The sequence below is a fragment of the Chryseobacterium urinae genome (assembly GCF_030518295.1).
Classification (GTDB): domain Bacteria; phylum Bacteroidota; class Bacteroidia; order Flavobacteriales; family Weeksellaceae; genus Chryseobacterium; species Chryseobacterium mucoviscidosis.
The window spans coordinates 1-26058 of sequence record NZ_JAULSJ010000013.1; the positions used below are offsets into that span (position 1 = coordinate 1).

The window sequence follows — 26058 nt, forward strand, 5'->3', positions numbered from 1 at the left end:
GGGTGGCCCGCGCCCCCCCCCCCGAAACCCAAACCAAACAAAGAATCCGGCGGAGCAAAGCTCCGCCGGATTCCATATAAAAATAGTCAATTTACTTTTCCAGTTGCTTATAACTTCTCTGGATGAAGTCGGTAAGCTCTTTTCCTTTCAATAAATTCTGCGAAAGTTTGGCAAGATCCAGAGCATATTTAATCAGATCTGACTTTTCCTCTGTATTTTCCGTTTTTAAAATCTGACCTGCAAGTTCGCTGTTGGAGTTCACCACCAGATTATACATTTCCGGGAATCCTCCCATTCCGAACATTCCGCCGCCTCCGGTTGCCTGCATATCTTTCATTCTTCTCATAAATTCCGGCTGGGTAATGGTGAAAGGCGCATCATTGCTTTCTAAATCTTCAAGCTGAACGGTAAATTTAGTATCATTGATAGACTCTTCAACGTTTTTCTTTAAAGATTCCTTTTCAGTCTCTGTTAATTTTGAAATAACAGGCTCATCTTTTTTAATCAGATTGTTGATATGATCTGCATCTACTCTTGCAAAAGAAATTTTATCTTTGGATGTTTCCAGTTTTTGGATAACGTGAGGAATAATCGGAGAATCCAAAAGAAGAACTTCGTATCCTTTATCTTTTGCAGACTGGATGTAAGAATGCTGTTCATCTGCGTTGGAAGCATAAAGAACGACCAGTTTTCCGTCTTTATCGGTCTGAGTAGGCTTGATCTTTTCTTCCAGTTCATTCCAAAGGAAATATTTTCCGTCAGTGGTTGGATAAAGAGTGAATTTATCAGCTTTTTCTGCAAATTTTTCTTCAGTAACGATTCCGTATTCGATCACGACTTTAATGTCGTTCCACTTTTTCTCGTAATCTTCACGGTTTTCGTTAATCAAAGATGCCATTTTGTCGGCAACTTTTTTTGTGATGTATGAAGATATTTTCTTTACGGCTCCGTCTGCCTGAAGATAAGAACGGGAAACGTTCAGTGGAATATCCGGAGAATCGATCACACCTCGAAGAAGCATTAAGAAATCCGGTACAATTCCTTTCACTTCATCCGTTACAAAAACCTGATTCTGATACAATTGAATCTTATCTTTTTCGATATTTAAGTTATTGTTCAGTTTCGGGAAGAATAAAATCCCCGTTAAATTGAACGGATAATCTACATTCAGGTGAATATTAAACAAAGGCTCCTCAAACTGCATCGGATACAATTCGTGGTAGAACTTCATATAATCTTCATTCGTCAGTTCGCTCGGTGCAATCGTCCATGCCGGAGTCGGGTTGTTGATAATATTGTCAACTTCTTCCGTTTCTGCAACTGCATCTTCAGGAGCATCTTCCGGTAATGGAAGCGTATGTGTTTTTGTTCCGAATTTAATGGGAACAGGCATAAATTTGTTATACTTCAACAGCAGTTCACGGATTTTTCCTTCTTCCAGAAACTCTGTAGAATCTTCTGCAATATGAAGAATAATTTCAGTTCCTCTGTCTGTTTTATCCGTAGTTTCCTCTAAAGTAAATTCAGGGCTTCCGTCACAGATCCAACGAACTGCAGGCTCATCTTTGTAAGATTTGGTAAGGATTTCTACTTTTTCTGCAACCATAAAGGCAGAGTAAAAGCCAAGTCCGAAATGTCCGATAATTCCTGAATCTTTTGCCGTGTCTTTGTATTTTTCCAGAAACTCTTCAGCACCCGAAAAAGCAACCTGATTGATGTATTTTTCAACTTCTTCACCCGTCATCCCGATTCCCTGATCGATGATGTGAAGTTTTTTGTTTTCTTTATCTACTTTTACTTCAATCTTCGGATTTCCGTATTCCACTTTTGCTTCACCGATGCCTGTTAAATGTTTTAGCTTTAACGTAGCATCCGTTGCGTTGGAAATTAACTCTCTTAAGAATATTTCGTGGTCACTGTAAAGAAATTTTTTAATAAGCGGGAAAATATTTTCCACAGATACATTAATATTTCCTTTAGTCATAATAATTTTGGTTTTTTAATTTTCTATACTTTCTCAAAAAAAATACCGTTTCCAGGAAAGTGACATTTTGACATTTTTTTTCAGAAAAGGATTGTTGAAGATCAAAATTTCTCAAAAGAATAAAAATCAGCAATTTTTTAAGACTGATATTTTCTTTTTCAATCAGATACCCGAATTTTAAATGAGACTTCTCATTTTGTAGTTAATAGTTTATCCTGAAAATACCTTTATAATGCAGATTTATCCGAGAAAAGCCTTATTTTTAGTTCTTAAAATATTTAATAATGAATTTGAAAAGTGCAGTTTTGCTTCTGCTTCTCATGACTTCGTATGTCTATGGGCAGAAAAAACCGTTGGATCATTCGGTTTACGATAATTGGCAGAATATCGGAGCCAGAAAAATATCCAATGACGGAAAATGGGTAGGATATTCAGTAGATGTGCAGGAAGGAAATCCCGATCTGTATTTGCATTCGGTGAAAAATAAAAACACAAAGAAATTTCCGAGAGCTACAAAAATGGAATTTACCAACGATTCCAGATTTGCCGTATTCCAGATCCGTCCTTTTTACAAAGACATAAAAGCGGTAAAAGATAAAAAATTAAAACAGAATAAACTTACCAAAGATACCCTCGCTGTTTTTGATTTCTCTAAAGGAACGATAGAGAAAATTCCTAATGTAAAAGGATTTAAAATTCCGGAAAAGGGAGGTTCTTTCGTGGCTTATCTGTTAGAAAATATGAAAGATAAATCTTCCGACGGTCCTTCAGATAAAGATGATGACGACGAAAACAAAGATGATGATACAAAGGCAAAACCATTACAGTTGGTTGTCAGAAATCTTTTGGACGGAAAAAGTACAACGTATGACAATGTTGTTCGCTATCAATTTAGTAAAAATGGTAAGGAACTTGTTTTTGTCACTAAAAAGCCTGAAGAAAAACCTAAAAAAGGGAAGGAAGAGAAAAAAGATTCATTAGAAGATAAATCTCTGGCTAAAAAAGATACGGATAAATCCAAACCTAAGAAATATACGCTTCAGACAGTTCAGGTTGTTGATCTTAAAACCGGAAACGTCAATAAAATCTCAGAAATGGAAGGAGATTTCTCACAGCTTGCATTTGATGAAGAAGGAAATCAGTTAGCTTTTGTTGGAACCTCTTCTGCACAGAATGATTTGGTGAAACTTTACCAATTGTATTATTTTAATTTTAAAGGAAATAAAAATAAAACGGTAACCAACGATCATTCTCAAATGAAGAAAAACTGGGTAATTTCAGAAAACCGTTTACCGATATTCAGTAAAAACGGAAAACAGTTGTATTTCGGGGTGGCTCCGAAACCAGTTGCAAAAGACACTACATTGATTGCAAACGATCATGCTGTGGTCGATATCTGGAATTATAAAGATGATTATTTACAAACGGTTCAGTTGAAAGAATTGAGAAATGATCTTAAAAAATCTTATGCTGCCGTAATGCAGACCGACAAACCTGAACTTTTCACCAATATCGACGGAGAAGATCTTGATACTTTGCGACTGGTGAATGAAGGTAATGCAGAGTTTGTATTGGGAATTACCAGTGTAAACAACCGCATTCCGTCACAATGGGAAGGTTCTTCAAAGAAAACGTATTTTATTATCGACAATAAAACAGGTGAAAGAACAGAAATGATCAGAAACCTGAATGGCTCAGTTGCTGTTTCTCCGTTGGGAAAATTTGTCGTGATTTTCGACAGAGAAAAAGGACAATGGCTGAGTTATAATGTAAAAACAAAACAGACAGTACCGCTCAATAAAGATTTGTCCGTTTCTTTTGTAGATGAAGAGTTCGACATGCCGGATTTTCCTAACGCATACGGAATTGCATCTTGGACGGATAATGATGAATCCGTTATAATCAAAGACCGATACGATCTTTGGGAGTTTTTTCCGGACGGCTCTAAAAAGCCCAGAAACATCACCAACGGATTCGGGCGCAAAAACAAGATTACTTTTGATACGTATGATTTAGACAAAGACATTAGAAGTGTAAACCGGAAGAATTCTATTTATTTATCAGCGTTTGATAATGTCTCCAAAGCCAATGGGATTTTTAAAACAACCGTTCAGTCCGGTTCTGATCCTGTAAAAATTCAGATGGAAAATGTTTGGGGATATCGCAGTCTTCAGAAAGCAAAAAATGCAGAAGATTATATTTTAGTAAAAGAATCCTACACCGATTCTCCGAATATTTTCACCACTTCCGATTTTAAAAATCAGGAAAAACTAAGCAGCACCAATCCTCAGCAAAGTCTTTACAATTGGGGAACAAGTGAATTGGTTAACTGGAAAACTCCGAAAGGGAATTCGTCAACAGGTGTTCTCTATAAACCTGAAAATTTCGATCCGAACAAAAAATATCCGATGATTGTTTATTTCTACGAAAAACTATCGGATAATCTGAACCGTTATGTTGCACCGTCTCCGACTCCTTCAAGATTAAATATCTCCTATTTTGTAAGCAACGGATATCTAGTTTTCACTCCTGATATTTCGTATGTCGATGGTTTTCCGGGAGAATCTGCAATGGAATATATCAATTCCGGTGTTGAAAAACTGAAGGAAAATTCATGGGTGAATGGCTCAAAAATAGGAATTCAGGGACAAAGCTGGGGCGGTTATCAGGTTGCCTATCTCATTGCGCATACGGATATGTACGCTGCAGCATGGAGTGGTGCACCTGTCGTGAACATGACTTCTGCATACGGCGGAATAAGATGGTCTTCAGGAATGAACCGACAGTTTCAATACGAAAAATCACAAAGCAGATTAGGGAAAAATCTTTGGGAAGCTCCTGAACTGTATATTAAAAATTCACCGCTTTTTACCATCGATCAAGTGAAAACTCCGGTGGTGATTATGAGCAACGACAGAGACGGCGCTGTTCCGTGGTATCAGGGAATTGAGATGTTTACTGCATTGCGCCGTTTAGGAAAACCTGTCTGGCTGTTGAATTATAATGGTGACGACCATAATCTTATAAAACGCCAGAACCGGAAAGATATTCAGATCCGAGAACAGCAGTTTTTCGATTATTATCTTAAAGATGCAAAAGCACCGGTCTGGATGACGAAAGGGATTCCTGCAACCCAAAAGGGAAAAGACTGGGGATTTGAATTAACCGATGAAAAGCCTTAATGTATAAACAACGAATCGGCGGAGCTGAAAGCTCCGCCGATTCGTTTTATCGCGTTATCAAAAAAACTTATTTATTCTTAAGTTCCTCTTTAATTTTGTTTTCCAGTTCTTCTGCAAGTTCAGGATTGTCTTTTAAGACATCTTTTACTGCATCACGACCTTGTCCAAGCTTCGTTTCTTCGTAGCTGAACCATGAACCGCTTTTCTTTACAATTCCCTGTTCTACAGCCTGATCCAGAATTTCTCCTGTTTTGGAAACCCCTTCACCGTACATGATGTCGAATTCTGCCTGTTTGAAAGGCGGAGCAACTTTGTTCTTAACAATTTTCACTTTCACACGGCTTCCGATCGCTTCATCTCCCTGCTTGATTGGCGCACTTGCCTTTCTGATGTCCACTCTTACCGAAGCATAGAATTTCAGTGCATTACCACCCGTTGTTGTTTCAGGATTTCCGAACATTACTCCGATCTTCTCTCTCAACTGGTTGATGAAAATAACCGTACATTTTGTTCTTGAAATGGTTGCCGTTAATTTTCTTAAAGCCTGAGACATCAATCTCGCATGAAGACCCATTTTAGAATCTCCCATTTCCCCTTCGATCTCTGCTTTTGGCGTAAGCGCAGCAACCGAGTCAATTACTACAATATCAATTGCTCCCGAACGGATTAGGTTATCAGCAATTTCCAGTGCCTGTTCTCCGTTGTCCGGCTGAGAAATAATAAGGTTTTCAAGATCGATTCCCAATTTCGCGGCGTAAGTTCTGTCGAAAGCGTGCTCTGCATCAATAAACGCTGCAATACCTCCTGCTTTCTGAGCTTCTGCAATTGCGTGAAGCGTTAAAGTGGTTTTACCTGAAGATTCAGGACCGTAGATCTCAATGATTCTTCCTCTCGGATAACCACCCACTCCAAGAGCGATGTCCAATCCCAAAGATCCTGAAGGAATTACCTCGATTGTACTGTCTACGGAATTTTCTCCCAAGGTCATTACCGTTCCCTTTCCGTATGTTTTATCTAGTTTGTCCAGCACCAAAGCCAGTGCTTTTTTCTTATCGTCTATGTTACTCATCTGATGTTTAAATAATTTATCAAAAATACAAAAATTTACGCTCAAAAACTAATCTTTCCTACCACTAAAAGTTGTTTTTATAGTTAAAAAAACATAAAATTAAGATGCACATCAAAAAGAAAAATAGAATCTTTAAAACTTCTGTTTTATGCTTTATCAGGAGCTTTTTCGCGCTTTCCGCTGCAATCTTTTTTTTCAAAAAAGGATTTTCGCTGCAATCGCGGCTAGGGTAGAAATCATCAAATAAATTGCAGTCTTTGCAGTAGATTTTTAATGGAAATTAGAATTTTGGGTGATGCTGAGATAATCGCTCAAGACTTTCATCTGATCTTTATTCCCTTTTTTTATTCTGGCTTCACGGTTTACGAGTCGGTCAACGATTTTGGTAATCATTCTTTTCGTCACCGGAAAAGCCTTTCTGTTCGAAACTTCCGGAATTTTCAGTCTTTTGCACACTTCATCATCCAGCAAAAACCATGTACAGCAGATGTGGAGGTAACGGAGATTTTTTCTCTGGAAACTGTATTTTAGGATCGGGTTTTCCAGCGATTCATTCAGAAGAGAATGAGCCAGCAAAACAGAATCTACATCCGCAGAAGGCTGAACCGAAGTCCACAGATAAAAATATTGTGTTGCCTGAACTTTATCATTCGGTAAAAGATCCTCCGGAATTCCCAGAAGATAACCTACGTATTTCCAAAGGTGGAAAAGTCCTTTTTCTTCCTCTTCGGAGAACGTGTTTCCCAGTTTGTGCAGACTGTGCATAAAAACGAGACTGAAACCAATATACGTTGCCATCATATCCCACGAATTAATGGGTTCTCCCCAGTTTTCCGTGTCCCATTCTTTATAATATTTTTTAATGGAAACTCTTGCGTAAGAATGAATCAGCCGGGTTTTTATGGCAAACTCATATCCTTTTTTATGAACTTCCAAAGCATCATGTCGGGTAACATTTACCCAGAAATCAAGCGTTTCAGAAAGTCTTTTTACAGCGCCTTTCTTTAAGGCTTCCGTTGCAATAAGGGGTTTGTTGAGGTAAGCATAATCATAACCTCCGATCAGGCAGTAATCGCGAAGAGAGATCAGAGAATCTACATTGCTTCTCATGCAGAGTTCTGCACCGCTTTTAATCAGATCATAATCCAGCCAGTCAGGAATTTTCTGAGTCTGCAGGAAAAGCTGTTTTACGCTTTCCGGAACATCATCATTTTCCGAAACGCCATTTCGGATGTAGCCTTCAATTTCTCTCGAAGCTTCATGAAATTTTTGAGTGAGATAAACATCTTTTACAATCTGATCCCCGACTTCATCCACATCATAAAAATAAGATGAAAATTTTTCAAAATCTTTAAAACTTACCTCTGCTCCTGAAAAATCAAGAAGCTGCTTTCCGTTGCCTTTTGTCCAGAAATCTTTAAAATGCTGCGAATCTTTAAAGCGTGGCTGTAAAATTGTTTTCTCCATCGAAGGCTAAAGGTACAAGTTTTGCGCCGCAATTGCAGAGTGAGATTTATCAGGAAAATTCAATTCACAGTTTACAATTCTTCATTCATCATTCACTTTTGGCATTATATCAATCCCCATTCGAACGCTTTTGTTAACAGTTCTTTGCTGTTTCTGGAGTTTGTTTTGGCTAAGATATTCTTTCTGTGAGTACGGACAGTATGTTCTGATAAAATCAGCATTTTTGAAATTTCCGGTCCGGAATATCCTTTGGCAATAAGCGAAAGAATTTCAGTTTCTCTTTTGGTTAAATTAATTTCCTGATCTTTTTTTGAAGAAGAATTTTCAATTTTAATCTGAATGAAATCGCTCCGGTGACCAATTCCTGTAATCAGTACAGTATGCGGATTCTGTTTTGTAATATGATGGATATTGGTATGGATGTTAACAGACTGAACCAGATTTTTATCCTCATCTTCCCACGTAAGTACCGCCTGATGATGAAAAAGCTCGTAATTTCCTGAAGCGGTTTTCATTCTAAAGCAGTAACTGGATTTAAGAAAAAGCTGATGTTCTTTCCCTGTTTTCATCAATATTTCTACCACTTTCTGTTCGGCTTTCATAATGAATTCTATATCATCGGGGTGAACGAGATCAATCACATCTTTTAGATTCTGTGGATATTCCTTCAAACCATGTATCTTCAGGATGTCAGGATGATGATTGGAAATTGTACTGTTGGTGAGATTTAGCACATAATAATAAAATTCTCCAATGGCAAACATTTCTCCGATGATACGTTCAACAGGAGGAATATTAGAAATGTGTTTTTCTTTTCTTTCTACATCAGAATAAGAGTTCCAAACTTCTACCAAAGGATGTTTTTTCTCCAGATTATCCATAAAAAAGATTTATAACTAAAAATAGTTAAAGTTTTCTTAAAAATACCGCAAAAGGGGGATTTTTTTACATCAATAAAATTTTAAAATTTGTATAAGCCAATAATCATGAAAACTCATTCTAAATATTTTTCCGTTTTTTCGGATTATGTTTTCATATTTTCTATAAAAAAACAAAATTTACATAATATCATTAATATGTCAGAAATAGTTTAGAATTTTCTGTTAGCTGTTTGAAAATGATAAACTGGAATCCTCTGCAATTTTGCAGGGGATTCATTATTATAGAAGCTTACTATTTAAAAATTAATTTATTGAGTTTAGCTTTCCGGTCCACGATAGCCAAATATTTGATAAATATAGAAACCCAGAATGAGAGCATAGAATACCGAAATTACCGTAAGAATAAGAACAACAATGTTATTTTTACTTTGCTTGGTAAAAAATTTAATAAATCCATAAGATATTATTAACAAACCGACCGCGAAAAGATAAAATATATGCCCTGAATAGATAAGTTGTAACCCCCATAAAACTCCCCCAATAGTTCCGCCAAGAATTCCTCCGAGAATACTTCCGATGTATGTACTTGTTTTTATTTCTACGTCTTTTTTCTCAGCTTCTATTCTGCTGCTCACAAGGTCTGTAATTTCCTGAATTTCTTCTGTGGACAGTATTTCAGAATGTATAATTGAATTAATATCATTTTTAGTATTTCCTTTTTTATAGAGCTGGTTGGCTTTACGATGAAGTCTTCTCTTTTCTTCTTCTTTTTTTATGAGTTCATTATATCTTTCTTTCAGAGTATTGAAGCCGCCTTTATTTTCTATAACTATTTCAAGCGCTTTCCTCGCATCTTCGGTATATCCGCTTTTATTTTTATAGACATTCATAAGCTCAGAATCGGAATATTTAGAATATCTTTCAATAAGTTCATCTAGCATATTTACTAATTTTAAGCGGTTAATTTAACCAAAAAAACCTTCCGATCCGGAAGGTTTTCATATTTTAAGCTGATACTTTATTAGTTAGATAAAGAAGCAGCGTGGATCAGCATATCTACTAACTTGTTAGAATACCCCATTTCGTTGTCATACCAAGAAACAAGTTTTACGAAGTTTGGAGAAAGCATAATTCCTGCATCTTTATCGAAGATTGAAGTTCTCTTATCTCCTACGAAATCCTGAGAAACTACAGCATCTTCAGTGTATCCAAGAATACCTTTCAATTCACCTTCAGAAGCAGCTTTAATAGCAGCACAGATCTCATCGTAAGAAGTAGCTTTTTCTAATCTTACAGTAAGGTCAACTACAGAAACGTCAACAGTTGGTACTCTGAAAGACATCCCTGTTAATTTTCCGTTCAAAGAAGGGATTACTTTTCCTACCGCTTTTGCAGCACCTGTAGAAGAAGGGATGATGTTGTTTAAAGCAGCTCTACCACCTCTCCAGTCTTTCATTGAAGGACCGTCAACAGTTTTCTGAGTAGCCGTTGTAGCGTGTACCGTAGTCATTAAACCTTCTACGATTCCGAAGTTATCGTGGATCACTTTTGCTAATGGAGCCAGACAGTTGGTTGTACAAGAAGCGTTTGATAAGATTTTGATATCGTCTGTAAGTTCTGTGTGGTTTACACCCATTACAAACATTGGCGTATCATCTTTAGAAGGAGCAGAAAGAATTACTTTTTTTGCACCTGCAGCAATATGTTTTGCAGCACTGTCTTTATCTAAAAATAAACCTGTAGATTCTACAACGTAATCTGCACCTACTTCGTTCCATTTCAAATTGCTTGGATCTTTCTCAGCAGTTACTCTGATTCTTTTTCCGTTTACCACAAGGTCATTACCTTCTACAGAAACCTCACCCGGAAAAATTCCGTGTACAGAATCATATTTAAGCATATAAGCCATGTATGTAGCATCGATAAGGTCGTTGATTCCTACTACTTCGATGTTATCTCTTTCAGTCATTGCTCTGAAAACAAGACGTCCAATTCTACCAAACCCGTTGATACCTACTTTAATTGTTGACATAATAGTTTGTTTTAAATTATATTAAATATTAGATTGCTAAAATTTCTGAAATCAGTAAAAGATCTTTATTAATTTCGTTGTGTTTTTTAATGGCTTCTTCAATCGGAGTGTATACCAAATCATTGGAACGCATTCCTGCCATTACGTTGGTTTGTCCTTCCATTAATCCTGTTACGGCTCCAAAGCCCAGTCTGCTTGCTAACACTCTGTCTGCGCAACTTGGAGAACCACCTCTTTGCATGTGACCTAAAATTGCGACACGAATATCGTAGTCCGGGAATTCCTTCTTTGTTTTTTCTGCAAGTTCATACACGTTGGCTAATTTCTCACCTTCGGCTACAACAACTATGCTTGATGCTTTTCCTGTTTTTTCCGCACTTCTGAAATTGGCAAAAAGTTCATCGATGCTGTCTTTTTTCTCGGGAATCAAAATATCCAGAGCACCGGTTGCCAGTCCACTGTTCAAAGCGATAAAACCTGCATCACGACCCATTACTTCTACAAAGAAAACTCTGTTGTGGGAAGTTGCCGTATCACGGATTTTATCAATCGCTTCCATTGCAGTATTCAAAGCCGTGTCATAACCAATGGTGTTGTCCGTCCCGAAAATATCATTATCAATCGTTCCCGGAACGCCAATTACACGGATGCCGAATTCTTCGTTGAAGATTTTTGCTCCTGTGAAAGTTCCGTCTCCACCAATACAAACCAAACCGTCAATGCCATATTTTACACAATTGTCGTAGGCTTTTTGACGACCTTCTTTGGTTCTAAATTCCTGTGATCTGGCAGATTTCAGAATCGTTCCGCCCTGGTTGATTATATTTTTTACGGAACGAGGCCCCATTTTAAGGAAATCATCGTGGATTAAGCCATTATAACCTTCTCTTACTCCGTAACATTCTATTTTATAATAATTTGCGGTTCTTACTACCGCCCTTAATGCTGCATTCATACCCGGAGAATCTCCTCCTGAAGTAAGAACTGCAATTTTTTTTACAGCACTCTCTTTCATCTAGTAAAAAATTTCGAACACAAATTTACAAAAACAAGTTCAGATAATCGTAGTAACTTAAGAAGAGTTTTGCATATAAATGATTAAACCTGAATAAAATTTATCGGTTTACAAAAAAATATCAATGTTTTTGAATGAAAATTATCGAGATGAAAATTAATTTAATGCTTTTCGGTAAGATATTTCCAATATCTCCTCGGAACGTGCTGAATATGAAGCCTCATATTTTTTCTCTCCACGATATTGGTTTTCGTGAAATACCTTTGCCAAAGCGTCTGGTAATTTTTTTCTTCATCGTGAAACTTCTGCTGATAACGGTTCAGATCTATTTTTTCATCGGGATAAAAAAAGTCGCAGGTTTCAAGATCGTATAGAATTCCGTAATTTCTTCTCAAATCATAAATCATCCATTTCTGATCCTGATAACGGTCTTTAAAATGTTTCCGGATTAAAGGCAGTACATTGAAATCCGGATCTATTTTGGCGAAAAAAACACCGTCCTGCATTTTTTCGAATCGTACAAAAGCCGTCATTCTGTGTCTTTCCCGACTGACGGATTTACAGATTTTAGAAATCTTCAGAATGTCATTATCGGCATAATTTTTCAGTATATTTTCATCGGGATGTTTTACGGATTGCTTTACGGCAGACAAAATAAGCTGTTCCAATTCCGGATCTTCAGATAAATAAACTTTCAGAAGTTCGTGAATTCCGGCTTTTCCAATGTTTTTTTCTAATTTGTTTAAAACCCTTTCAGATTTATCATTTTGAGTAATAACCTCATGAATTTCCGCAAAGATATTTTCCTGATGAAACCTTTCTTTACTTACAATTTCCACGTCCTTATATTTATATTCAAAAACTTCGAATACAGCGGTTAAAAGCCCGTCGAAACTGCCGTCGTAGAGTAGGGTAGTCATCTGAGTTGGAAGGGAGTGTTTTAGTGTTTTAGAGTTTGTAATCTTGTGTTATTATGTTGATGTTATTTTAGTATTTATAATATTTTGCTACAGGAAAAATTTCGGAATATCTCTGCTTCCGTGCAAAACTCTCACAATTCTGATATGATGATCTAAAATCCTGTAAAAAATAACGTGATTGTCTTTTGGAAAGCTATATAAACCTTTTTTTATTTCATCTCGCTTTTTGCCTAAATGTGGATTTAAAAATAAATTTTGAAAAATTTCTTCAATTTCCAAAAGATATGTTTCTGCTTGATTAAATCCAAATTCATTCAAAGTATAATCAAAAATATCTTCCAGATCTTTATCTGTAATTTCCGATAAAATATAGGTTTTCTCAGACATTGCTGATTCTGTTCTTTTTAGCCTGAATAATATCCTTTACAGAACGAGAGCTTTCAACATCATTCCAGCCTTTTTCTATTTCAGCTTTTAAATCCTGAATCACACGGTGCCTATAAACTTCATGAAGCCGCAATGCATCACGCACAACTTCACTGGCATTCTGAAAATCACCGGATTCTATTTGCTTTGAAATATATTCTTCCTGCTTTTTCGTGAAACTGACATTCATAATAAATTCTTTCTTCGAAGTTATAAATTATATCCAAATTTAGCAAATATGGATATTAGAAATTATTTTCTCCGCTCAATGTGGAATTTATGATAAGATCAAAGGATTGAATTTAAAACAACGTCAGCTGTTGCGAAAACTGATTATGAAATTTCGAAGAACTTCCGCCAATCAGTAATTTCTTAAGATTTTGATTCGTCAGATATTTTAAAAATGCGTTTCCTGCGTTAAAATCAATGAAATATTTAGCGCGGTTCACTGCAGCTCCCAACTTTTTAAGATGATCCATATTCAGAACCTGAAAACGTCTTGCGCTTACAATTTTCTGTGCTGTTTTTACTCCAATTCCCGGAATTCTCAAAATCATCTGATAATCCGCAGTTTGAAGATTAACAGGGAACTGATCTAAATGTCGCAAAGCCCAGCTTAATTTAGGATCGACTTCAAGATCTAAAAACGGCATATTCGGATCCAGTATTTCTTCAGCTTTAAAACCATAAAAACGCATCAGCCAATCCGACTGATACAAACGGTTTTCACGAAGCATCGGAACTTCAGTCGTAAGCGCAGGTAATCTTTTATCTTCTAAAACCGGAACATATCCGGAATAATACACTCTTTTCAGACTGAAATTTTTATAAAAATGATCGGCAACTTTAATGATCTGTAAATCATTTTCATTCGTAGCACCTACAATCATTTGCGTAGATTGTCCTGCAGGAGCAAATTTGGGTGTTTTCCTGAACAGTTTTTTCTCATCTTTATATTGTGCAATCCCGTTCTGGATATATTTCATCGGATTAAGCATATCCTGCCTGTTTTTTTCAGGAGCCAGCAATTTCAGTCCGCTTTCGGTTGGGATTTCAAGATTTACAGATAAACGGTCGGCGTACAAAGCCGCTTCCTGCATCAGTTCATCACTTGCTCCCGGAATCGATTTTAAATGAATATAACCATTAAAGTTTTCTTCAAGACGCAGTTTTTTCGCCACACGAACCAGACGTTCCATAGTCGTATCTGCGTTTTTAAAGATTCCTGAGCTTAAGAACAACCCTTCAATATAATTTCTGCGGTAAAAATTGATCGTTAAATCTACCACTTCCTCCACAGTAAAAGCAGCTCTTTTAATATCATTTGAACTTCTGGAAACACAGTAAGCGCAATCGTAAATACAATGATTGGTCAATAGAATTTTGAGAAGAGAAACACAACGTCCGTCTTCCGTATAGGTATGGCAGATTCCGCTTGCGGAACTGTCTCCCAAAGCCCCTTTTTTGTTCTTTCTCGAGCCACCGCTTGATGAGCAGGAAACATCATATTTCGCTGCATCGGCAAGGATTTCAAGTTTTTCTTTCAGGCGGTCAAAATTCATTTTTATTCTTTTTTTACCATTTTTTTATTAACACATAAGTCACATCAGCTTCTAACAAAATACTTTGAAAATATTTAGATTTCATAAGAAAGAAAATCAAAGATTTTAAAAACTAAAGTGTTCTTATTTTTTGAATTATTTAATTCTAATATAACTTATGGGTTAAAAAATCAATTTTAATTAAATTTAAAATTTTATATTTTCCGTTCAAATTTAATTCCAAAATTGATAAATGTCAATCTTTTTTGATAGAAGTTATCAACAGTTTAAAGTGACAAATTTAGTATATTTACGCTCATTAAATTTATGTTATGAATCATAAACCCGTTGAAGGTTTTTCCAAATTAACAAAACAGGGGAAAATCGACTGGCTCGTAAACGAGTATCTTGAAGGAAACGAAGAATATCAAAATATATTAAACCAATACTGGAACGAAAATGCTGATTTGCAGAAGCTTCACGACGAATTTTCTGAAAACACCATTTCCAATTTCTATATGCCTTACGGAATTGCTCCGAATTTCCTCATCGACGGAAAACTGTTTGCGCTTCCGATGGCAGTGGAAGAAAGTTCTGTAGTAGCGGCAGCTTCCAAGGCAGCAAAATTCTGGATTGATAAAGGCGGTTTTAAAACAACGATCATCAACAACGAAAAACTGGGACACACCCACTTTATTTTTAATGTTGAATCTCATAAACTGCTTCATTTTTTCAACTTCAAACTGAAGAAAAAATTACTGGAAGCGACGGAAGATATCACTGCGAATATGAGAAAACGCGGCGGCGGAATTTTAGACATCAAACTGGTCGATAAAACATCCGAAATGGCGAATTATTATCAGTTGAAAGCAAGTTTCGACACCGTAGATTCGATGGGAGCCAACTTTATTAATTCCTGTCTGGAACAGTTCGGAAAAACATTGAAGCAGGAAGTGGCTACAAGCGAGGATTTTTCTCAGGAAGAAAAGAATTCTTTACAGATCGTGATGAATATTCTGTCCAATTTTACTCCGGATTGTATCGTAAGAGCTGAAGTTTCCTGTAAAATCGAAGATCTGAAAGACGACAGTGGAATTTCCAACGAAGAATTTGCATGGAAATTCAAACAGGCGGTAACGATTGCTGAAATTGAGCCTTTCCGTGCGACCACTCACAATAAAGGAATTATGAATGGAGTAGATGCGGTTGTAATTGCAACAGGAAATGATTTCCGTGCAACAGAAGCCTGTGCTCACGCATACGCAGCGAGAAACGGAAGATATTCTTCTCTTACGCACTGTACAACAGACAACGGAATTTTCAGATTCTGGATTGATCTTCCGATTTCTGTAGGGGTTGTTGGTGGTTTAACGAATCTTCATCCTTTGGTAAAATTCTCTTTGGCACTTCTTGGAAAACCTTCTGCTCAGGAACTGATGAGTATTTTGGCGGTTTCCGGACTGGCTCAGAATTTTGGAGCGTTACGATCTTTGGTGACGACTGGAATTCAGAAAGGGCATATGAAAATGCATTTGCTGAATATTTTGAACCAATTGGGCGCAACAGAAGAAGAAAAACAACATTTTGTGACGTATTTCAAAGATAAAACGGTGAGTCATCACGAAGTGATCAATGAGTTTAACCGAATGAGAGGACAATAATGTTTGGAATTATTGTAGCTGCTTTTATGTTGGGTTTTGGAATTTTTCTGAAACTGACCAAAAATCCGGGGTTCGCTCAGAATAAAAAGTTCGCATGGATTTTTATCGGAATCGGACTCGTATCATTAATATTCAAGATTTTAAATTATAAATGAAAACAATAACATTAATTTTCGGTGCTGTTTACGGGATGCTTTCCGTTATTCTGGGAGCTTTCGGAGCGCACGCTTTAAAGAAAATATTGTCTGTGGAAAGACTGGAAAGTTTTGAAACGGGAGTGAGATATCAAATGTATGCTGCATTCTTTCTTTTAATTGCAGGTTACATTTTAAAATTTGAAACCAAAACAGAAAACTGGATTTCGTGGTTTATGATTTTCGGAACGATGCTTTTCTCATTCAGTATTTACGGATTGAGTATGCAGGATTATTTCGGGATGAATCTGAAATTTCTCGGACCGATTACTCCGCTTGGAGGATTATTGATGATCCTGAGCTGGACGCTGCTGATCTTTTACTTCGTGAAGATGAAAGCTTAAAAATAAAGAAACTTCAGTTTTAGATAAAATTTAATGAATCGCAAGGTTAGACAAGGGGTTTAATTCTTCATTTTTCAGATATTTAAGTTAAACGAAGGCGTAAAACTTATCAAAGAAATACAAAACTTTGTATTTCATTACTAAACGAAGTGCCTTTGTTTTTCTTAAAATAATTCCAAAAAATGAAATTTCTTTGTATTCCTTTGTGGCAAATTAATAAACGCAATCAATCAAAAACATAAAAATCATTTTATCTTAAAATAAATTAAAAAAGGAATTCTGACCGCAGAATTCCTTTTTTATTACCTCAAAAAATTTTCGTTCAGCCATTTCAGCTTATTGTAGCTTTTCAGAAATTTGGCTTTCAGCTCAATATTTTTTTCCCGTGCATCCAATAATTTATTTTCTCTGGAGTTGATTAAAAATAATGAACTTTCCCCATTGCTGAACCTCGTTTCTTCCGCGTTCAGAAGTCTTTGGTAATTATTCAGATTCTTGGTGGAAATATCAATTTGGCTGAAATAATTATTCACTTCATTTTTATAGGTTTCAATTTTTGTGCTCAGTTCACGGGTTTTAAGCTGAGAATCCTGCTGGTTTTGAGAAATCTTCAGTTTGGCAATTTCATAATCTGCTCTTGCCTGTCTCTGAAATATGGGAATCTCCAGTTTCAGTCCGTACTGAAAATTATTATCAAACAAAGGCAGAAAATCGGCACGGTAATTTTCTTTATTGAAAAAATTATACGTAAAATCCAGTTTCGGAAGAAAACTTTGCCATTTCAGCCTTTTTTCACTTTCCAGGATATTCTGCTTCTGAAAATAATATTCCAGTGAAGCGTGATTCTGAAGCTGTTTCGATTCTAAATTCTGCACCAGAAATTCATAATCGGTGTATCCGGAATGCTCATCAAGACCTGAAGACGGAAAAATAAGCTTTGAAATTTCATAAAACTCCTGATTTTCTTTCCAGAGATACATCTGAAGTTCCTGCGTACTTTTCACAAAACTTAAATAAGCATCTCTTTCCTGAAGTTCAAAACTCTGCAATTGCGAAGAGGCTTCCACTGTATCAATTGCCGGTCTTTCTCCAAAATCGTACGTCTTTTTGGTAAGTTCGAGTCTTTTTCGATTAATTTCTACCGCAGATTTCTGCAATTTGTAGATCTCATAATTTTTCACCCATTCCCAGTACGTATTTTCGGCATCCAGAAGAAGTTCATTGGTGAGAACGGTCTGTTCTGCTTCTGTCATTTTTAATCCGAATTTTGCCTGATCCAGCATTGCTCTTCTTTTATCATACAGAAGATTTTTTGCCAAAGGAATCGTAACTCCGAATTGGTATAAACCTCCTTTTGTTTCGCTGCTGTTGAGTTTTTCGCCATCCAGATAATTGTAACTTCCGGTAATATCAATTCCGTACCACGTCGGAATGCCGAGTTCTACATTTCGCTGTTCGTAATATTTTGTTCCGTCAATATTTTTCTCCCCCAGTTTTCCTGCAAGTACCGGATCAAAATTTCCTCTCGCCTTGGTAATTTCCGCATTGGCAATTTTATTCTGAAGCTGATATTTAAAAGCTAACGGATGATAATTTTTTACAATATTCAGAAATTCCTGATGCGAAAGTTTCAGAGAATCCTGCGCAAAAGAAAACTGAACGCACAACAGAATGAGAAGCGCTGAAAATTTATTTTTTAATTTACTGTGATCAATAAAGGCTTCGACAAGCTCAGCCTGACAGCGTTTAAAAGAATCAGTTAGTATCAGAAATGTCATCCTGAGCTTATCGAAGGATAAACTTCCTTTACTATTATTGATTTCTGAATATTGCCTGTAACGATAAGTCAGATTATTTTTTAGACTTTTCATCTTTTGCAGATTTTTCGGTTTTTACTTCATAATAATCCGGCGGGAAACCGTTGATGTTTCGCCACAGTTCGTACCAGATCGGAACGTCATTAAGAATCGCAATTCCCTGAACTCCGGTTCCCATTTTAATTTTCGGAGGCCATTGTTTTTCATTTTTATCCTGAATCACCAAGGCTTTGAACATTCCGTTTGCGCTGATGTTGTTTTCTACCGCAATTACTTTTCCTGCAAAGGTTCCATAGCTGGAATTCGGCCAACCGGAAAAGACAATCGCCGGAAAACCATCGAAAATACACATTACACGTTGTCCTTCTTTTACCAGAGGCAAATCGACAGGTTTAATGTAAATTTCTACGGCGTAATCTACTTTTTCCGGAACAATGATTCCGATGCTTTCACCATCTTTGAGAATTTCCCCGATTCCCGCTTTGTTAATCTGTACAACCTGTCCGTCCTGAGAAGCGATCACGAAATACAAACCCTGTCTAGCTTTGTAATTGGCAACCTGATTTTCGAGTTTGGCAATATCGCCGTCACTTCCCTCGATCTGTCCCATACTCTGGAAACGATCGCCTTCCGTTTTGCTAAACTTTTCATTGTAATCCTGAATGGTAGCATTCTGTTCGATGTTTACATTCACGATTTCCTGTCGTGTTTGCGCCAGTTTATTTTCGGTTGCCGTTTTTTTGGCTAAAGCATTCTGATAAGAAACACTTCTCTGCTGGAATTGGGTGAGCGAAACCAAACCTTCATCGTACATTTTCTTCTGTCTTTCGTATTGGTCGGAACTCATTCTCAGCTCGTTTTTTGCTGCTTCCAGTTCTGCTTCTTCTCCGGCTAATTTATTATTGAGCTGGCTGATTTTTACTTTAAGCTGACTCAATTTTAAATCTCTGGCGGAATTTAAAGCCTGCAACTGACTATTGGTGGTTCCTACTTTGGCTTCGTAATAGTCTCTAACGCCTTTTTTGGCTTCTACCTGCATTTCGGTTCTTTTCACCAAAAGCGGATCCAGATAATCTTCTTTTACTTCTGAAAGTTGAAGCAAAGTATCGCCTTTTTTTACATAATCTCCGTTTTTCACGTACCATTTGATAATTCTTCCGGGAATCGGCGAATTTAGTTGTTGTGGTCGCTGTTCCTGATAAAGGGTACTCACATTTCCCATTACCTTAATATTTTGTGTCCACGGTAAAAACAGAGTGATAATTCCGCCAATCAGGATGAAAAGAAACCATCTTTTAACCCTTGATTTTTTGTGGATGTGGTATATTTTATTGACTGACTGCAGTTCCATCTCTTTTAGTTTTTGTTAAATAATTTTTTCACATTTCCGTCTTCTACCTGAAGATGCTGATCGGCTTCCAATATTAGATTTTTGTTTTCCGAAACGATGATAATGGTTGTTTTTTCTTTCAGTTTTAAAAGATACTCCATCATTTTTGTTTTGAATTCATCGTTCATTCCGTCTAAAGGATCTTCAAGGATTAAAAGTCTTCTTTCGCCTACCAAAGCTCTCAGAAGAAGAATTTTCTTTTTAGAGCTGAAGGATATTTCCGTATCGGTTTCGCTGATGTTGGTAAAGAATCCGTTGCTGAACTGGCTGGAGAAATCTTCGATGCCTATTTCTTCGGCAATTTCCAGAATCTGTTCTGCGGAGGTTTCATTCTGTCCGAGAACAATGTTTTCGTAAACTGTTCCTTTGATGATCGTCATGTCTTCCAGGTACATCCCGATCTGGCTTCTTAACGATACTTTATCAATATTTTTTAAAGGAATTTTATCAAATAAAATACTTCCGGAAGTGGGATCATAAAATCCGGTCATCATATTCAGCAGTAAAGATTTTCCTGCGCCGAGCTGCCCTGAAATGACAGTTAAACTATTTTCAGGAATCTTAAAATTGATGTTTTCCAGAATCTTGTGATGATCGTTGAAAGCAAAATTTACGTCTTTAAATTCAACTTCAAAACCGTCATTATTCTGATCGAAGGTAATTTCCCCGAATTTTTCTTCCTGAAGCGTGGTTACTTTATTCAGTTTTGCCAAAGCTGCAATCACGTCATAGTAACTTTCCAGACTGATGATAAGCTTTTCCACAGCCGCCATAATGCTCAGAACAACGATTTCCGTTGCGATAAACGCTCCGATGTTAAGCTGCTGATTCACCAAAAGGTAAGTTCCGATAACGAGCATCACCAAAGTAATCACCACTTTAAAAGCAATAATGGTTTTATACTGGAAAACCAGAACGCGGAAGTGTGAGGTTCGGTCGTCGAGATATTTAACCACTCTTTCGTCGGTTCCTGAAAGATGTGCTCCTGTTTTTGAATTCAGCTTAAATGTTTTGATAGATGCGGCAATATCTTCAATCCACGAAGCTACTTCATATTTTTTGTCGCTTTCTTCAATGCTGGATTTAATTCCGCTTTCCATCGTGAATCTGAAAATAATGACCACACAGATCACCACCAAAGCTCCAAACACCAAAAACCATGGATGGTAAAATGAAAGAAGCAGGATTCCGAATAAAATCTGGATGAGCGCGGTTGGAATTTCCAGTAAGATTTTAGAAATACCTTTCTGAAGATTCTGGGTATCGAAAAAACGATTAACCAGTTCGGGAAGATAATATTTTCGTGTCGCTGAAAGATTCACTTTCGGAAGTTTTTCGGCAAAGGCAAGAGAAAATTCAACAAAAATTTTCTGCTGAATCTTTTCAATAATCTGCATTACTTTCAGCCTGAAATAGCCTACAAGCCAGGTTCCCAGAACCACAAAAGCGATCAGAATATAAATAGAAGTTGCCATCGTAGCTCCCATTACAAAACTGACGATAGACTGTATTCCCAACGGAACACTCAGCTGAACAAGACCATTCAGGATGGCGTAAAAATAAATGTTGGTAACATCTTTCTTTTCCTTGGTGACGTATTTGAAAAGGTTGTAACCGTGCTGTTTAGGAGAAGTTTCCATTTGTGTTTTATTATTTTATAAGGTTAAAGGTGATAAAACGCAGATAATCCAAAACATATTTTTTATGATCTATTCTGTCGATATGATTGTCGGTAAGTTTCGGAAGGTGTTCGCTGAAAAACTGCTGATCGTGAGCGGTTTCCAGTAAGGTACTTGCAAGTGATTTCGGATAAGGAAAATCTGTTTTTGCTTCTGCAATGATTTCTCCGATAAATGCGCATAAACTTTTTAACGGACTGAAAACCATTTCTTTATTGATTTCGTCCACTTCTTTTACCAGATATGCTTTGCTGCTTTCTGCAATAACGATGTTGTGAAGTTTTGTAAGATCATAATCTTCTATTTTATCATCAGTTTCATCATTATGCGTAATGATTTCTAGGATCTTTTCCATTTTTTGCTGAGGTTCTTTAATTTCCTGAAGCCTCAGTTTGGAAATGAATTCAATGTAAGACCAATACCAGTTGAGAATATAAGTAAGAAGTTTATGTTTTGAAGAAAAATACCGGTAAACCGTTGCCTCTGTTGAGTTGATCTTTTGAGCTAATTTTTTGAAGGTAAAACTTTCAAAACCGGTCTCGTAGATCAGTTCTATTGAATTTTTTACAATGGCACGTCCGATCTCGCTGTTTTCGGGATCTTTAAGATATAAGTATTCGTTGACTTTAAATTTTACCTGAAATTCCATTTTTCATTTTTAGTATTACAAATTTACAACTATTGTTTTTTGAAGCAAAACCCATACCATAAATATTTACATTATTATTGATGATAGTAATACTATTATTTGGTATAGTTTTTGTTGTATTTATGAAAACATGAAAGACGGAAAAGCCGAACACCGTATTAAAAAGTAGGCAATTAAATAATTGAAAAAATGAAACGAATTTTTTTATTACTCTTTGCTTTTTTTGCACTCCCAACCTTTTCATTCGCACAGGTAACAAAACCGCAGAAAAATAAAAAAACAACGGTAAAAGTTGTGGATTCTGTGAAGTGGCGTGCAGAACATTATATTGTTAATCGTGATTCTGCTTATGCAGATCCAAGACTGGGTCTTAAAAAACTGCAAGGCGGAAACAAGAGATTTATTGAAGGAAAAAGTATAAAACCCCGACAAAACTATGAGACTATTAAAAAGCTGGAAAATGGTCAGGCTCCCTTTGCTATAATTGTAGGCTGTTCAGATAGCAGAGTGCCCAATGAAATGATCTTCGATCAAGGTTTAGGGGATTTATTTATCATTAGGACGGCAGGTCAGGTTTCGGCTGCGGCATCTTACGGAAGTATGGAGTTTGCGGTATTGAAGCTAAAAACCAAACTAATCGTTGTACTGGGACACACAGAATGCGGTGCTGTTGCAGCCGCGGTGGAAAGACCGGAAAATGTTCCGGGACATATTGTTACTTTGATAAATGACATAAAACCTGCAGCCGTTAAAAGTTCTCATATGCATGGTGATCCGGTAAATAATGCAGTCCGCCAGAATGTAATAGATCAGGTAAATTCTTTACGGGATTTAGATCCTATTCTGCACAAAAAATATGTAGACGGAGAAATATTAATTGTGGGAGCTGTATATGATATCCATACAGGAAAAGTAGAGTTTTTACCTGAAACGCTTGTGAATCTTCCCAAAGCTAAAAAATAAATAACTGAAAACATTGTATGCGGGCTGAATTTTTCTTTCATATTTAATTTTGATTCATATACTTTTACTTTTATCTACAGCCCGCATTTGTTTAACTAAAACTTATCAAAATGAAGATTTTAAAAAAACTGACATTTGTTTTCCTGCTCATTGGAATAATGATTAATTCTCAGGAGAGGTATGAGTTTAAAAATATTAAAGAAGCCAATGAAAATCCTGAGAAAGTATTAAGGCTTAATCTGAATCTGGCAACAGAAAATATAGAAAATGTCGACTGGAAAAAATTTAAAAACCTGGAATATCTGAGTCTGAAAGATCTCCACCTCAAAAAAATTCCGGATGAGATCGGCTTTTTATCCAAGTTAAAAGTTTTGGATGTGAGTGGTAATGATTTCAGGGTGCTGCCTTCCAATTTTATTCAGCTCAAAAATCTTGAAGAATTGTTTCTGAATGACGAAAAAAATATTGATCTCTCTAAAAATATTGATCTGATCAGCAATATGAAAAATCTGAAAGTATTGCATATAGAAAACGACGGATTAAAGAAACTTCCTGCTAATTTTTGGAAACTGAACTATTTAGAATCAGTTTATCTGAACGATAATCAACTTAAGGATTTTAATCTTCCCAAGAGTAAAATGAAGAACCTTAAAAATATCTATCTCAATGATAACTTGTTTGTGCCAAGTGATATTGACAGGCTTAATTCTCAGTATGGAACACTTTTAAGATTTTAAAAACAAAACGCCTTATATCATAATAAAAGATAAAAAATAATCATCTCTTACAATAATTATCTTTGTGATAAATTATAAACGATGTACAGATTTTTATTAATTGTTGTGGTTGCTCTATTTTCCATAGTTCAGGCGCAGATTCCGAAAGTGAGCAGCGGAAAGATTGAAAGAATATCAGATTTTAAATCTCAGTTTGTAACACCGAGAAACATAGATGTATGGCTTCCCGAAGATTATTCAAAAACTAAAAAATATGCAGTTCTGTATATGCAGGACGGACAAATGCTTTACGATCCTGATCTCACTTGGAACAAACAATCCTGGAATGTGGAGGAAACTGTTGCGGAACTGATTAAATCTAAAAAAATACAGAATACCATTGTCGTAGGAATCTGGAATGACTCCAAGATGAGGCATTTTGATTATTTTCCGCAAAAACCTTTTGAAAGTTTATCCGCAATGGAAAAAGATACCGTTAATCATCAATTGAAAAAAGCAGGAAGAGCCAATGAAAAGTTTTATCCCAATTCAGACAATTATTTAAAGTTTTTGGTGAAGGAACTGAAGCCTTTGATTGACAAAAAATATTCAACCTTTAAAGACAGATCTCATACTTTTATTGCAGGAAGCAGTATGGGCGGACTGATCTCCATGTATGCCATTTGCGAATATCCTCAGATTTTCGGTGGAGCAGCCTGTCTTTCTACACACTGGATAGGAACTTTTACCAATGAAAACAATCCTTTTCCGGCGTCTGTCTTACGCTATTTAGATAAAAATGTACCAGATTCTAAAACTCACAAAATCTATTTTGACTGCGGAGATCAGACTTTGGATGCGCTGTATCCTGAAATTCAGAAAAAAGTAGATGCAATTATCAGAAAACACGGTTATTCTGAAAAGAACTGGAAAACGTTATACTTTCCCGGTGAAAATCACAGCGAGGAAGCATGGGCAAAAAGACTTTCGAAGCATTTGGAGTTTCTTCTTGGAAGAGAATTTTAGATAAGGAGTATTTTCAATAATCAGTATTCTTGAATTTTGATTGTTCATAAAATCAATGCATCTTTGAGATCTAAATGAAATTAATAACACATGAGTTACAGAACATATAATATTATTATCAAAATTAATGAGGAATCTGAGAAAGAAGATCTGAAAAATAGGTTAACCGAACATTTTAAGTTTTACAATATCAGGGAATTTTTTACACCTTTTAGAGGGATTGTCTGTCAGGCGAATAACAAATTTAAGGAATATTCTTTTGAACAGTTTCCGGATCAGTTTTTCAGGAATCAGGATGAGGTTGAAGATTATTATTCTGAATCTGAAAATCATGCGGTTGAATTTTCTAAGAAGAACGGAGATCTGGAAGTGGTGTATATTGAAGTAGACTGTTTCGGAGGAAAATGTGCTTCAAATGGTTTTGTGATACAGAACGGTTTGAAAACCCAAAATGAAGATGTTTTTCATTCCGCACATATGAAACTGCTTCATGCGATTGATCTTCAATATGATTCTTGGCACTTTTATCCTTTCACCAGAACTTTTTTTACTGATAAAGGCGGCATCAACGGTGAAATCCTCAATTTTACTTTTCTGGCGGTTCTGATGGCTTTTAATATGGAAGTAGAACACAATCCGGACTTTGAGTTTAACGCAGCAGAAAATGAAATGCAGATTCTTCTTAAAGATAAGTTTGAAATTTATCTGATGAATCTGGGAAGAGAAAGAATTAAAGTATTGGGAAGATTATTTGATAACAGGGCAGAAACAATTAATAGCGTAAAAGATCTTTTAAATGAAGCTTTGCAGGGATTGGAGTATTATATAGAAATAGATAATTTTGAAAACGGAGAGAAAGATTCGGTTTCCAGTATTTCCAGAGAAAAGTTTCAAAGTGTTGCCAGAGTGAGTTACAGAGCGCAGATTTTTAATGAAATAAAAATTGATTTTTCGCCTGATGTAAAAGAACCTGTTAAGAATGCCACAACAAAGAAGGAAGGTTTTTTCGGTAAAATTTTTAAAAATATTTTCGGAAAATAAGTACAGTTGCCTTTGGTTACAACATTTTAGGAAGGGCAAATTTACAATATAATTTTGGGGT

Annotated in this window: 22 protein-coding genes; 7 read left to right on the top strand and 15 right to left on the bottom strand. The window is 36.2% G+C overall.

The annotated features are described in order from the left end of the window. Positions 1-91: 91 nt before the first annotated feature. A complete protein-coding gene (gene htpG, locus QWT87_RS09965) occupies positions 92-1984 on the bottom strand; it encodes a molecular chaperone HtpG (RefSeq protein ID WP_302715897.1) in 1893 nt (630 codons plus the stop codon). Between the two features lie 284 nt (positions 1985-2268). On the opposite strand from htpG, the gene QWT87_RS09970 reads away from it, so the two are divergent. Further along, a complete protein-coding gene (locus QWT87_RS09970; RefSeq protein ID WP_302715898.1) occupies positions 2269-5166 on the top strand; it encodes a S9 family peptidase in 2898 nt (965 codons plus the stop codon). 67 nt (positions 5167-5233) lie between these two features. On the opposite strand, the gene recA is transcribed toward QWT87_RS09970, so the two are convergent. The 10 genes from recA to QWT87_RS10020 all read right to left on the bottom strand — a co-directional run bounded on the left by recA (position 5234) and on the right by QWT87_RS10020 (position 14538). Beyond that, positions 5234-6235 carry a recombinase RecA gene (recA, locus tag QWT87_RS09975; RefSeq protein WP_087712199.1) on the bottom strand — a complete coding sequence of 334 codons (1002 nt, stop codon included), beginning with the start codon at positions 6233-6235 and terminating at the stop codon, positions 5234-5236. A gap of 270 nt (positions 6236-6505) precedes the next feature. Next, positions 6506-7702: an oxygenase MpaB family protein gene (locus QWT87_RS09980; RefSeq protein WP_302715901.1), complete on the bottom strand. Its 1197-nt coding sequence runs from the start codon at positions 7700-7702 to the stop codon at positions 6506-6508. A gap of 104 nt (positions 7703-7806) precedes the next feature. Then, complete coding sequence (locus QWT87_RS09985) at positions 7807-8583, bottom strand: response regulator transcription factor (protein WP_302715903.1); 777 nt, start codon at positions 8581-8583, stop codon at positions 7807-7809. Between the two features lie 317 nt (positions 8584-8900). Continuing rightward, entirely contained in the window at positions 8901-9524 is a 624-nt protein-coding gene (locus QWT87_RS09990) for a hypothetical protein (protein WP_302715904.1), read from the bottom strand. Positions 9525-9604: 80 nt separating this feature from the next. Continuing rightward, positions 9605-10615 carry a type I glyceraldehyde-3-phosphate dehydrogenase gene (gap, locus tag QWT87_RS09995; RefSeq protein ID WP_108411166.1) on the bottom strand — a complete coding sequence of 337 codons (1011 nt, stop codon included), beginning with the start codon at positions 10613-10615 and terminating at the stop codon, positions 9605-9607. A gap of 28 nt (positions 10616-10643) precedes the next feature. Then, entirely contained in the window at positions 10644-11630 is a 987-nt protein-coding gene (gene pfkA, locus QWT87_RS10000) for a 6-phosphofructokinase (protein ID WP_087712206.1), read from the bottom strand. A gap of 161 nt (positions 11631-11791) precedes the next feature. After that, complete coding sequence (locus tag QWT87_RS10005) at positions 11792-12550, bottom strand: TIGR03915 family putative DNA repair protein (protein WP_185208274.1); 759 nt, start codon at positions 12548-12550, stop codon at positions 11792-11794. 87 nt (positions 12551-12637) lie between these two features. After that, positions 12638-12937, bottom strand: coding sequence for a type II toxin-antitoxin system RelE/ParE family toxin (locus tag QWT87_RS10010; RefSeq protein ID WP_185208276.1), 300 nt, complete (start codon positions 12935-12937; stop codon positions 12638-12640). Further along, positions 12930-13166: a type II toxin-antitoxin system ParD family antitoxin gene (locus QWT87_RS10015; protein ID WP_116097145.1), complete on the bottom strand. Its 237-nt coding sequence runs from the start codon at positions 13164-13166 to the stop codon at positions 12930-12932. Before QWT87_RS10015 ends, QWT87_RS10010 begins: the two co-directional genes overlap by 8 nt. 112 nt (positions 13167-13278) lie before the next feature. After that, positions 13279-14538 (bottom strand): putative DNA modification/repair radical SAM protein, encoded by a 1260-nt coding sequence (locus tag QWT87_RS10020; RefSeq protein WP_108408965.1) that lies wholly within the window; start codon positions 14536-14538, stop codon positions 13279-13281. A gap of 311 nt (positions 14539-14849) precedes the next feature. Here QWT87_RS10020 and QWT87_RS10025 point away from each other — a divergent pair, with 311 nt between their 5' ends. Next, a complete protein-coding gene (locus QWT87_RS10025) occupies positions 14850-16178 on the top strand; it encodes a hydroxymethylglutaryl-CoA reductase, degradative (RefSeq protein WP_108408964.1) in 1329 nt (442 codons plus the stop codon). Between the two features lie 151 nt (positions 16179-16329). After that, positions 16330-16716: a DUF423 domain-containing protein gene (locus tag QWT87_RS10030; protein ID WP_288460199.1), complete on the top strand. Its 387-nt coding sequence runs from the start codon at positions 16330-16332 to the stop codon at positions 16714-16716. 302 nt (positions 16717-17018) lie between these two features. On the opposite strand, the gene QWT87_RS10035 is transcribed toward QWT87_RS10030, so the two are convergent. Genes QWT87_RS10035 through QWT87_RS10050 form a run of 4 tightly spaced genes read right to left on the bottom strand, consistent with a single transcriptional unit; the run spans position 17019 to position 22251 of the window. Next, positions 17019-18587, bottom strand: a complete 1569-nt coding sequence (locus tag QWT87_RS10035; RefSeq protein WP_302715907.1) for a TolC family protein — start codon at positions 18585-18587, stop codon at positions 17019-17021. Next, positions 18568-19884: an HlyD family secretion protein gene (locus tag QWT87_RS10040; protein ID WP_302715908.1), complete on the bottom strand. Its 1317-nt coding sequence runs from the start codon at positions 19882-19884 to the stop codon at positions 18568-18570. The genes QWT87_RS10035 and QWT87_RS10040 overlap by 20 nt, the downstream gene beginning before the upstream one ends. Positions 19885-19889: 5 nt before the next feature. Beyond that, positions 19890-21563: a peptidase domain-containing ABC transporter gene (locus tag QWT87_RS10045; protein WP_302715910.1), complete on the bottom strand. Its 1674-nt coding sequence runs from the start codon at positions 21561-21563 to the stop codon at positions 19890-19892. Positions 21564-21573: 10 nt separating this feature from the next. After that, positions 21574-22251: a TetR/AcrR family transcriptional regulator gene (locus tag QWT87_RS10050; protein WP_087712222.1), complete on the bottom strand. Its 678-nt coding sequence runs from the start codon at positions 22249-22251 to the stop codon at positions 21574-21576. A 189-nt stretch (positions 22252-22440) separates the two neighbouring features. On the opposite strand from QWT87_RS10050, the gene QWT87_RS10055 reads away from it, so the two are divergent. The 4 genes from QWT87_RS10055 (at position 22441) to QWT87_RS10070 (ending at position 25997) form a co-directional block, all read left to right on the top strand. After that, positions 22441-23214 (top strand): carbonic anhydrase, encoded by a 774-nt coding sequence (locus tag QWT87_RS10055; protein WP_302715912.1) that lies wholly within the window; start codon positions 22441-22443, stop codon positions 23212-23214. A gap of 110 nt (positions 23215-23324) precedes the next feature. After that, the gene (locus QWT87_RS10060) at positions 23325-23951 is read left to right on the top strand and encodes a leucine-rich repeat domain-containing protein (protein WP_302715913.1); all 627 of its coding nucleotides are present in this window, start codon (positions 23325-23327) and stop codon (positions 23949-23951) included. A gap of 81 nt (positions 23952-24032) precedes the next feature. Further along, positions 24033-24956 (top strand): alpha/beta hydrolase, encoded by a 924-nt coding sequence (locus QWT87_RS10065; protein WP_302715915.1) that lies wholly within the window; start codon positions 24033-24035, stop codon positions 24954-24956. Positions 24957-25046: 90 nt separating this feature from the next. Next, on the top strand, positions 25047-25997 hold the full coding sequence (locus QWT87_RS10070) for a hypothetical protein (RefSeq protein WP_302715916.1): 951 nt from the start codon (positions 25047-25049) through the stop codon (positions 25995-25997). The last annotated feature ends 61 nt before the right edge of the window (positions 25998-26058 follow it).